We start from the raw sequence: 10,439 nt of genomic DNA, 5'->3' as shown, positions 1-10,439 counted from the left end.
AGCGCATGGGCGCGCGGCGGCATCCCGCCCTCGGGCAGCTCCAGCCGCGCCGAGAGCTTCGCCCCCAGCGACCCGTCGAACTCGATCCTGCGGCTTTCCATGCGATCCTCCCTGGCGGGCGTTGGTGTGCGGTGCTGCCTGCGGCGTGCGGCCTTTGCGGAACCCGGCCCGGCGCTGCGTGGCCCCGCGCTGTGTGGCCCCGCGCTGTGTGGTTCAGGGCGCCGGCTTGACTTTAGCGCATTTTCATGTACTCTGTATGTTCCTGTCGCCGGCTGCATACCCGGGCATGCACCCGGCCCCGCTGATGGCCCCGGCGCTGTTGGACATTGTGCATCTGCCAATCGCCGCCGGGTGCGGCCGTACATATAGCAATTGTTGTCATGGCCGGGTCGAGCCCGGGCATGACGGTGAAGGAAGGGGCTCCCGAACGGGATTCAACGGGACTCAACGGGATTCAACTGGCATCCAACGGGACTGAACGGGACTGAACTGGCTCTCAACGGGACTCAACTGGCCCGCAACGGGATCGAACTGGCTCCGAACGGGACTCAACCGGCGCGCAAAAAGCTGCGCCCGGACGGGCCGGGCGCAGCAGAATCAGCGGTTTACGCGAAAGCCGCCGGCCGGCCTCAGCCGAATTTCTCCCGCGCCAGCGCCGCGCCCTTAGCTAACGCGTTCAGCTTCGCCTCGGCCACCCGGCGGTCGAGCGGCGCCAGGCCGCAATTGCTGCAGGGGATGATCTTCTCCTTCGGCACGAACTTCATCGCCGTGGCGATGGTGTCGGCGATCTCCTCCGGCGTCTCGACCTGGTCGGTGGCGACGTCGATCACGCCGACCATCACCTCCTTGCCCTCCAGCAGCCGCATCAGGTCGGGCGGCACGCGGGAATTGCGGCATTCCAGCGAGACCTGGTCGATGCGGCTCTTCGCCAGCGCCGGGAAGAAATCCTCGTACTGGCGCCATTCGCTGCCCAGCATCTTCTTCCATTCGATATTGGCCGGGATGCCGTAGCCGTAGCAGATATGCACGGCCGTCTTCGCCTTCAGGCCGTCGATGGCGGCATGCAAAGCCTCGATGCCCCAGCCGGCCGCCGCCGTGGGATAGGCGTTGAAGGCGGGCTCGTCGAACTGGATGATGTCGACGCCGTCGGCCTCCAGCGCGCGGGCCTCCTGGTTGAGCAGCGCGGCGAAGGCCATCGCCATCTTGATGCGGTCGCCGTAATGGTGGTCGGCGATGGTGTCGATGATGGTCATCGGCCCGGGCAGGGTGAACTTCACTTTGCGTTTCGTATGGGCGCGCAGCAGCCGCGCCTCGGTCTCGTGCGCCCGGCCCTTCATCTTCAGCGCGCCCACCACCTGCGGCACCATCGCCTTGTAGCGGTTGTCGCGGATGCCCATCTCGACCTTGTTCCGGAAGTCGATGCCATCGACGAATTCCAGGAAGCCGTGGACGAAATGCTGGCGGTACTGCTCGCCGTCGCCGATCACATCCAGCCCGGCATCCTCCTGCACCTTGATCCAGAGCAGCGTCGCGTCGCGCTTGGCATCGGCCAGCGCCTCGCCCTCGGCGCGCCATTGCGGCCACAGCTTGTGCGTCTCCGCCAGCCAGGCGGGCTTGGGCAGGCTGCCTGCCACTGCTGTTGGAAAAAGGGGGGCAGCGGGAAACTGGGTGTTGCTCATGGTTTTCCTCCCGGGATGCGCGGGAGGATAGCAGGCTGGTATCTGTCCGTCATTCCCGCGGAAGCGGGAATCCGGCCGCCGGAGCGACGGGAAAGTTACCCAGCAGTCACCGCCACTCGTCCTCGGGGATGATGCTGATGCTGCCGTTGGGCTCCAGCACGGCGAACTTGATCTGGCCGATATGCTCCAGGCCGCGGGTCTCGCGCGCGGCGCCGAGCACGTCGTCGACGCTGATGCGGGCGCGCTTCAGCCGCTGCAGCAGAGGCCTGCCGTGCTCGACCACGATCATCGGCTCGCCGTTGAAGAATTTTCCCAGGCCCGGCACCCTGCTCTGCGCCAGCGAGAAGACGATGTCGATGACCACCAGCGCCACGATGACGATGAAGGCGTTGGTGATGGAAAAATCGTCACCCAGCAAAGCCTGTTGCGTCGCCTCGCCGATCACCAGCAGCAGCACGAAGTCGAAGCTGGTCATCTCGGCGAAGGTGCGCCGGCCGGCGAGCCGGAACAGGATCAGCAGGAAGAAGTAGATCGCGGCGGCGCGCAGAACGGCGTCCATGCTGCACCTCTCTGTCGGTCAGGGATAGACGAACATGGCAAGCTCCACGGCCGGGCCGTGATCGGCAGGGCGGCCCAGCATGATGCGGCTTGTCGCGCGGCCCGCCCGCTCGGGCCGCAGCGCCAGATGCACCGTCAGGCTGCGGCCCTCCGGGGCGGGGAAGACCATCGCTGCGCCGTCCTCGTCGCCGCGCCATTCGCGCGGTTCCGGCGTCACCGATTCGATGGTGAAGCGGCGCAGGAAGCCGGCATCCAGATGCAGCAGGATGCCGTCCCCGCTCAGCGGCGCGGCGGTGATCTGCATCACGTCGCTGGCGCCGGTGCGGTGGAAGCGTTCGTATTCGACGGTCAGCGCGCCGCTGGGATCGGATGTCGTCGCGCCGCTGATGAAGCCGCTGGAAAACGCGCCGGCCAGCGCCGCGATCACCAGCACGACCATCACGGCCCAGCCGCTGCGTTCGATGATCCAGCTCAGGCGCTGGAACGCCATGTCCTCGGCGACCGGGTAATCCCGGTCGGCCCATTCGTCCAGCGGGTCGGATCGATGGTTCCGGTCTGTGGCCACGCAACACCAACGCGGCCCGGCCCGCGCGGTTCCGCCCGGCCTGAGCCCGGGCCGGGGCCGGGCGGCTATTCCGCCGCGGCCTTCTGCGGCATCGCGTAATCGGGGATGCGGAACTGCCGCCGGTACTGGCCGGGCGAAACGCCGGTCAGGCGGCGGAAGAATGCCGGGTCCTCGTAGCCGACCTGCTGCTGGCGGGCACTGCCGCGCCGCTGGCCGGTGCCTTCTTCGACGACAGCGCGGCCGGCCATGCGGCGGCGCAGATCGCGGTCGGACTGCTGATCCTGCTCGGCATGATCATCTATGCCGGCCTGACCCTTGCCCGGCTGTTCACCTGGCGCGGATGAGACCGGTGCAGCCGCGGATCACTCCGCGGCTGCGGCCGCGCGCTGGGCGGCCAGAATCCGCTCGGTCGGCCGCGTGCTCATGAAGAGCTGCATGATGCCGGCGGCAAGCCCGATGCCGGCGGCGAGCTGCCAGGCCAGGGTGTAGGAGCCGAGCGCGTCATAGATCACGCCGCCGGCCCAGGCGCCAAGGAAGCTGCCGACCTGGTGGCTGAAGAAGGCGATGCCGGTCAGCGTCGCGAGATAGCGGATGCCGAAGATCTGCGCGACCAGGCCGTTGACCAGCGGAATGACGCCGAGCCAGAGCGTGCCCATCACGGCGGCGAAGACCAGGGTCGAGAACTGGCTCACCGGCAGGGTGAAGTAGAGCGCGATGGCGACCGAGCGCAGGATGTAGATGCCGCCCAGCAGCAGCGGCTTGTGATAGCGGTCGCCCAGCCAGCCGAACAGCCAGGAGCCGAAGACGTTGAAGGCGCCGATGACGGCCAGCGCCTGGGCGCTCAGCATCGGGTCGGCGCCGCAATCGGCCAGGAAGGTGGGCAGATGCGTGGTGAGGAAAACGAGCTGCAGGCCGCAGACGAAGAAGGCCGCGGCCATGATGATGTAACCGCCATGGCCGGCCGCCTCGCCCAGCGTGCTGCGCATGGTCTCCGCCGGGCCGCCGGACGGTCCGTCGACCGGCACACTGTCGGCGCGGCCGCCGACCAGGGCGGCCGGCAGCATCGCCGCGGCCAGCGCGACGAAGGCGAACATCGCCATCTGCCAGCCGCTGGTCTGGATCACGCCCTGGGCCAGCGGGGCGCAGAAGAAGGTACCGATCGAGCCGGCCGCCGAGACGAGGCCGAAGGCGAGGCTGCGGCGCTCGGGCCGCACCACCTTGGCGGCGATCTTGGCCGCGATGCCCGAGGTGGTGCAGGCCAGCGCCACGCCGATCATCAGGCCGGAACCGAGCGTCACCATCCAGGCGGCCGTCGCATAGGCCGTGATGATCAGCGCGCCGGCATAGAGCAGGCCGCCGAACAGCGCGATCAGCCGCGTGCCGAAACGGTCGACCAGCGCGCCGGCAAAGGGCTGCGTGATGCCCCAGACGATATTCTGGATCGCCAGCGCGAAGGCGAAGTCCGCCGCCGAGATGCCGATGTCCTTCGTGATCGGCTGCATGAACAGGCCGAGGCTCTGGCGCATGCCCATGGCCAGCGACAGCATGATCGCGGCGCCGGCGAGAATGGAAATGCTCTGCGCCCTGTTCAGCGACGGGTGATGGAAAGAGACGGCAGTCATCGGGGTGGCTCTTGTTCTGTCACTGTTTGTCTGCGGGGCGGCGGATCATGTGCCGCCCTCCGGATGAAGTCCAGAGCTGCGGAACGACCGCTGGCATCCGCGCGGGCAACAGATTAGCCTCGGCATAAATCCCGGGGAGACGGTAAAAATGCCAAGCCTCCGGGGATTTCTGCACAGACGGGAAACGGGCGCCGCGATGACCGACTGGGACGATATCCGCTTTTTTCTCGAACTCGGGCGCCAGCCCTCGCTGTCGGCGGCGGCGCGGAAGCTGAAGGTGGACCACTCCACCGTGGCGCGCCGCATCGCCGCGCTGGAGCAGCAGCTGAACCTGCGGCTGTTCGATCGGCTGCCGCGCGGCTACGCGATGACCGAGGAGGGCGAGGCGCTGCTGGCCGGGGCGGAGCGGGTGGAGGCCGAGATGCTGGCGCTGCAGCGCCAGGCCAGCGGCGCCATCGCCCTGCAGGGCAGCGTGCGGATCAGCGCGCCGCCCGTGCTGGCCAGCCATTTCCTCGCGCCGCGCTTCGTGCCGTTCCGCGTCCGGCATCCGGAAATCCAGATCGATCTGTGCGGCGATCCGCGCGCCGTCGATCTCAACCGGCGCGAGGCGGATCTGGCGCTGCGCATGATCAAGCCCGGCGGCGGCGGGCTGATCGCCCGGCGTATCGGGGCGGTCGGCCATGGCCTGTATGCCGCGCGCAGCTATCTCAGTCGCGTGAAGCCGAAGGACTGGGCCTATATCGGCTATGACGACAGTTTCGGTCACATCGACCTGCATCACTGGCTGATGGCGCAGACGAAAGGCCGGCCGCTCGCCTTCACCGCCAACGACATGGCCAGCCTGTACCAGGCCACCCGCGCCGGCATGGGCGTCAGCCTGCTGCCGCATTATCTCGGCGGCAGTGATCCGCTGCTGCGCCGGGTGCCGACCGAGACGCAGAGTCCGGACCGCGACATCTGGCTGGTGGTGCATCCCGACCTGCGGCGTGCGCCGCGCATCCGGGCGGTGATGGATTACCTGATCGAGCTGTTCGCCCGGGATGGCCGGCTGCTGCAGGGCGGCGCGGCGCCAAAGCGCTCCGCCCTTGCCAAGCGCCGCGCGTAATGCTGAGCTTGGGACAATCTCCGGACCGCACACAGATATAATATAAAGAGTACCCGCATGACCCAGGATCTCCTGCGCGACCTCCAGGCCGATCGCGTCGAACTGACCGCGATCCGCCATGACATTCACCGTCACCCCGAAACCGCCTTCGAGGAGAACCGCACGGCCGACATCGTCGCCGCCAAGCTCGCCGAATGGGGCATTCCGATCCATCGCGGCCTGGGCAAGACCGGCGTGGTCGGCACGATCAGGGGGAAGCGCGGCGAGGGCCGCTCCATCGGCCTGCGCGCCGACATGGATGCGCTGAACCTGCAGGAGAAGAACGAGTTCGCGCATCGCTCGATCCATGACGGCAAGATGCATGCCTGCGGCCATGACGGACATACCACGATGCTGCTCGGCGCCGCCAAGCAGCTCGCGCGCAATCCCGATTTCGCCGGCACCGTCCATCTGATCTTCCAGCCCGCGGAAGAAGGCGAGGGCGGCGCGCGGGTGATGATCGAGGACGGCCTGTTCGAGAAGTTCCCCTGCGATGCCGTTTACGGCATGCACAACATGCCCGGCATTCCCGCCGGCCATTTCGCCATCCGTCCGGGCCCGATGATGGCGGCCTCGGATACATGGACGACGGTGTTCCGCGGCAGCGGCGGCCATGGCGCCATGCCGCATATGGGCACCGATCCGGTGATGCCCGCGGCGGCCTTCGTCACCGCGACCCAGAGCATCGTCGGCCGCAACGTCTCGCCGCAGCATGCCGCGGTGGTCAGCGTCGGCCATATCGCCGCCGGCGCCTACGGCTCGCCCAACGTGATTCCCTCGCAGGTGACGGTGCGCGGCACGGCGCGCAGCTACACGCCGGAAGACCGTGACCTGCTCGAGCGGCGTCTGGGCGAGCTGGTGCAGGGCATCGCCGCGGCCCATGGCTGCAGCGGCGAATACGATTACCTGCGGCGCTATCCGCCGCTGGTGAACGCGCCGGCGCAGACCGCGATCGCCGTGAAGGCGGCCCGCGCCACGGTCGGCGATGCGCTGGTGGATGCCGATGCCGAGCCGCTGACCGGCGCGGAGGATTTCGCCTTCATGCTGGAGAAGAAGCCCGGCGCCTATATCCTGATCGGCAATGGCGGCAGCATCGAGGATGGCTCCTGCCATTACGTCCATACGCCGCATTACGACTTCAACGACCAGATCATCCTCACCGGCGTCGCCTATTGGGTGAACCTGGTGCACGCGGAACTGGGGCAGCCGTAATACTTTTCTGTCATGGCCCGGAGCCCGGGCACGACAGGTCAGGTGGACAGGGGACTTACCGTCCGAAGCCGAAGCTGTAGCCGATGCTCAGGCCGACGCGGGCCTGGGTGGCCGAGCCGGCATCGTCCACCAGCGGTGAATCGGCGGCATCGCCGGCCAGCCGGTCGATACCGGCAAAGCCGCCGACCGACCAGGCATCGCTCAGGCGATAGGTAACGGTGGCGCCGAAACCGTAGGACATGAACATGCCGTCGGCATCGAAGGCGCGGTGGCCGGAGCGCGCCGCCTGGCTGCTGTTGATCGAGAAATAGCTTTCGGTGAAGTCGCTGCTGCCGAGCGTGAGGTTCGGCCCGGCGGTGACCCGCGTGCGCTCGCCCAGCATGGTGCTCCAGGCGAGGAAGAAGTCGCCGATCAGGCCTTCATGGCCGCCGAACCCCTGCCGCACCTCCGCGCCGGCGCTGAACGGGCGCAGATCGTAATGCACGAAGCCGCCGGCCTCGCCCGCGGAATCGACATCGCCGAGGCCGCGCAGCGCCGCGTTGTCGTCCTGGTCGCGGCGATGGCGGTATTTCAGCACCGGGCCGGCCCGCCAGTTGGGACTGTCGAGCAGGTTTGCGCCCAGGCCGTCGCGGGTGGAGAGGAAGAAGCGGTCGCGGTAACGCAGATCGAACAGCGGCAGGGCGAGGAATTCGTAATCGTCCGAGCCGAGATAGTCCGGGCGCAGCATGCCGCCGCCGCCGATCGTCACGCGCCAGTCGTCGCTCGGATCGGCGCCGGCTCGCAGTTGCGGCCGCGGCATCGGCGAAACCTGTTCCAGCGGACCGCCGCTCTCGCCATCGGTAGTCTGCGCGCGCGCGTCCGCTGGCAGCGCCGCGGCGGCCAGACCGGACAGCAGAACGAACAGGAGGGCGCGCATGCCTGGGCCTCGAAAGTGGTGCCGTCTATAAACACCTGCAAACGTGGCATGGCTGTGGCCAGCCGGAGGCTTTCCGCCGGTCAATGAAAAATCACAGCAGGCACGGGCGCGGATTGGCGGAATTCCGCCATCCGCTTCGATCAGTGTCCCAGCTTCGCGTAACGGTCGCGCATGGCGTCGGCGAGGGCCCGATCCCGTCCCGTTGCGCCGCTTCCCGCAGGCGTTGCTTTCACGGGGCGGAGATCACCGTTCAGCGGGCGCAGCAGCACGCCTTCCGGCCGGTCTTCCACGGTGAATTCGGTGCCGGCCTGCCAGTGATGGATTTCCAGCATGTCGCGGGGCAGTTCCAGCCGGCCGGCTTTGTCCAGTCGTATCGTTGTCATGATCGCCTCGATGCTTGGCGCGAAGATGTCGCGCTCGGGCAGACGGCTTGTCGTCCGGGACTGGGACTCAAGCGCGATCGGCGCTGGCACACAAGGGGGTGTGAGTGCCAGCGCCGCGCTGCCGGCGTGATTCAGGCGAGGACCTTGTCGGCCAGGGCGTAAAGCTCCGTATCCTCACGATGGATGCGGCCCTTCAGCCGGGAGAAAAGCTGCCGTGCTTCCGGCAGGAAGGCGGCCATTTCCCGCTGCACCTGGGCGGGCGTGCGCCAGCGGCGCCAGAAATCCATGTAGGTGGAATAGAGATCGCCCATCTCGGTCTGGTAGCGCTGCGCCATCGCCGCAAGCGCGGGGTTTCCGGAGGCCGTCAGCGTCGGATAGAGCGACGTATCCTCGACGGAGAGATGGGTGGAGAGCCGGCCGGTGAATTCGGCCAGCAGCCTGGTCAGTTCGCCAGCCCAGCCGTTGCCGGCCGTGTTGTGCAGCAGCCCCTCGATGCGCGCGAACAGGGCGTGCAGTTCCGTATGATGCTGGCGGTAGCGTTCTGTCGCACTCATGACGATATCTCGCATTCTCCGTTTCTGCGTACCCTCTGCGGGTAAGGTGCAGATATCGCGGCCCGGAACGAAGTAAACCTGCATCTTCCGGAGACAAAGTGCCGCAACGGCGACCGGTCATCCCGGGCGGACTGCCTGAATTTCGCGCAACGTGGCGCGATCCTGACCGGCGGCAACGCCCGCTGCTGCCGATTCCGCCCGCAAACACTGCGGCGGACACTGGCACGCTCCTTGCTCCTCATCTGCGGCAGACAGGCACACAGCAGACAGGCACCAGACGGGGAGACCGCGCCATGACCCTCTTCCAGAATCCCTTCGATTCCGAATCCCGGCTCGATTCCTGCCCGTGCGGGCATCACCGCTCACTGTCCGAGCACAATGCCGAACTGGCGGCGCGACAGCATGAGGCGCAGCTGCAGACGGCCGCCGACGAAGACAGGCGCCTGAGCAATGCCGTCGACCAGGCGGTGGTGCGCGCCCTGATCCCGAACGACGTGACCCGCCGCCGCCTGCTGCATGCGATCGGCGCCGGCACCCTGCTGGCCGCCATCGAACAGGTCTTTCCGCTCGCCACCGCGCGCGAGGTCTTCGCCCAGGGCAAGAGCGGCGCGCTGGAAAAGACCGACCTCAAGGTCGGTTTCATCCCGATCACCTGCGCCACGCCGATCATCATGGCGCATCCCATGGGCTTCTATGCCAAGCACGGCCTGAACGTGGAAGTGATCAAGACGGCCGGCTGGGCTGTGATCCGCGACAAGACCCTGAACAAGGAATACGACGCGGCGCACATGCTTTCGCCCATGCCGCTGGCCATCACCACCGGAACCGGTTCGAACCCGATCCCCTACACAATGCCGGCGGTGGAGAACATCAACGGCCAGGCGATCACGCTGGCGATGAAGCACAAGGACCGGCGCGATCCGAAATCCTGGAAGGGCTTCAAGCTGGCCGTGCCCTTCGACTACTCGATGCACAACTACCTGCTGCGCTACTATCTCGCCGAGCACGGCGTCGATCCCGACACCGACGTGCAGATCCGCGCCGTGCCGCCGCCGGAGATGGTCGCCAACCTGCGCGCCGACAATATCGACGGCTTCCTGGCGCCCGATCCGGTCAACCAGCGCGCGGTCTATGACGGCGTGGGCTTCATCCACATCCTGTCGAAGGAAATCTGGGACGGTCATCCCTGCTGCGCCTTCGCGGCCTCGGAAGAATTCGTCAAGACGATGCCGAATACCTACCAGGCGCTGCTCAAGGCGATCATCGAGGCGACCGCCTATGCCACCAAGGCGGAGAACCGCAAGGAGATCGCCGAGGCCATCGCGCCGGCCAACTACCTGAACCAGCCGGTCACCGTGGTGGAGCAGGTGCTGACCGGCACCTATGCCGACGGTCTCGGCAACGTGAAGCGGGACCCCAACCGGATCGACTTCGATCCCTTCCCCTGGCATTCGTTCGCCGTCTGGATCCTGACGCAGATGAAGCGCTGGGGGCAGATCAAGGGCGACGTCGACTACCGGAAGGTGGCGGGCGAGGTGTTCCTCGCGACCGACGCCGCGCGGCTGATGAAGGAGGCGGGCCTGACGCCGCCGGAGACGGCGTCCAAGGGCTTCGAGGTCATGGGCAAGCCGTTCGATCCGGCCAGGCCCGAGGAGTACGTGAGCAGCTTCGCGATTCGGAGGAGCTGAGGATGAAACGACCCCCACGCTCGCTTCGCTCGCTGCCCCCCGAGGGGGCCTGTCAGTGGCTTCGGGCGGCCGGGCGCCACTGACATGGGAACTCCCCGTCTGCGCGCGCTGGCGCTGT

Annotated in this window: 11 protein-coding genes; 3 read left to right on the top strand and 8 right to left on the bottom strand. The window is 67.4% G+C overall.

Features of this window, described 5'->3' with window-relative positions; translation table 11 throughout:
* Positions 1 to 629 precede the first annotated feature (629 nt).
* The 5 genes from VKZ87_RS17940 to VKZ87_RS17920 all read right to left on the bottom strand — a co-directional run bounded on the left by VKZ87_RS17940 (position 630) and on the right by VKZ87_RS17920 (position 4,424).
* Positions 630 to 1,679 carry a methionine synthase gene (locus VKZ87_RS17940; RefSeq protein WP_324222643.1) on the bottom strand — a complete coding sequence of 350 codons (1,050 nt, stop codon included), beginning with the start codon at positions 1,677 to 1,679 and terminating at the stop codon, positions 630 to 632.
* Positions 1,680 to 1,785: 106 nt separating this feature from the next.
* On the bottom strand, positions 1,786 to 2,238 hold the full coding sequence (locus VKZ87_RS17935) for a DUF421 domain-containing protein (protein WP_324222642.1): 453 nt from the start codon (positions 2,236 to 2,238) through the stop codon (positions 1,786 to 1,788).
* A gap of 18 nt (positions 2,239 to 2,256) precedes the next feature.
* Positions 2,257 to 2,802, bottom strand: a complete 546-nt coding sequence (locus tag VKZ87_RS17930) for a hypothetical protein (protein ID WP_324222641.1) — start codon at positions 2,800 to 2,802, stop codon at positions 2,257 to 2,259.
* 65 nt (positions 2,803 to 2,867) lie between these two features.
* Positions 2,868 to 3,050 carry a hypothetical protein gene (locus VKZ87_RS17925; RefSeq protein ID WP_324222640.1) on the bottom strand — a complete coding sequence of 61 codons (183 nt, stop codon included), beginning with the start codon at positions 3,048 to 3,050 and terminating at the stop codon, positions 2,868 to 2,870.
* 114 nt (positions 3,051 to 3,164) lie between these two features.
* A complete protein-coding gene (locus VKZ87_RS17920; protein WP_324222639.1) occupies positions 3,165 to 4,424 on the bottom strand; it encodes an MFS transporter in 1,260 nt (419 codons plus the stop codon).
* A gap of 196 nt (positions 4,425 to 4,620) precedes the next feature.
* Here VKZ87_RS17920 and VKZ87_RS17915 point away from each other — a divergent pair, with 196 nt between their 5' ends.
* Together VKZ87_RS17915 and VKZ87_RS17910 are read left to right on the top strand one after the other, a co-directional pair.
* Positions 4,621 to 5,529 (top strand): LysR family transcriptional regulator, encoded by a 909-nt coding sequence (locus VKZ87_RS17915; protein WP_324222638.1) that lies wholly within the window; start codon positions 4,621 to 4,623, stop codon positions 5,527 to 5,529.
* Between the two features lie 57 nt (positions 5,530 to 5,586).
* Positions 5,587 to 6,780 (top strand): M20 aminoacylase family protein, encoded by a 1,194-nt coding sequence (locus tag VKZ87_RS17910; RefSeq protein ID WP_324222637.1) that lies wholly within the window; start codon positions 5,587 to 5,589, stop codon positions 6,778 to 6,780.
* A 55-nt stretch (positions 6,781 to 6,835) separates the two neighbouring features.
* Here VKZ87_RS17910 and VKZ87_RS17905 read toward each other — a convergent pair whose 3' ends face one another.
* The 3 genes from VKZ87_RS17905 to VKZ87_RS17895 form a co-directional block, all read right to left on the bottom strand.
* Complete coding sequence (locus VKZ87_RS17905; protein WP_324222636.1) at positions 6,836 to 7,696, bottom strand: MipA/OmpV family protein; 861 nt, start codon at positions 7,694 to 7,696, stop codon at positions 6,836 to 6,838.
* 140 nt (positions 7,697 to 7,836) lie between these two features.
* Entirely contained in the window at positions 7,837 to 8,079 is a 243-nt protein-coding gene (locus tag VKZ87_RS17900; RefSeq protein WP_324222635.1) for an AbrB/MazE/SpoVT family DNA-binding domain-containing protein, read from the bottom strand.
* 131 nt (positions 8,080 to 8,210) lie between these two features.
* Positions 8,211 to 8,633: a hemerythrin domain-containing protein gene (locus VKZ87_RS17895; protein WP_324222634.1), complete on the bottom strand. Its 423-nt coding sequence runs from the start codon at positions 8,631 to 8,633 to the stop codon at positions 8,211 to 8,213.
* Positions 8,634 to 8,926: 293 nt separating this feature from the next.
* Here VKZ87_RS17895 and VKZ87_RS17890 point away from each other — a divergent pair, with 293 nt between their 5' ends.
* Positions 8,927 to 10,321 (top strand): CmpA/NrtA family ABC transporter substrate-binding protein, encoded by a 1,395-nt coding sequence (locus VKZ87_RS17890; protein ID WP_324222633.1) that lies wholly within the window; start codon positions 8,927 to 8,929, stop codon positions 10,319 to 10,321.
* Positions 10,322 to 10,439 lie beyond the last annotated feature (118 nt).

It is taken from the genome of Ferrovibrio sp. (genome assembly GCF_035304305.1).
Classification (GTDB): domain Bacteria; phylum Pseudomonadota; class Alphaproteobacteria; order Ferrovibrionales; family Ferrovibrionaceae; genus Ferrovibrio.
This window is presented reverse-complemented; position numbering and strand designations above follow the sequence as displayed.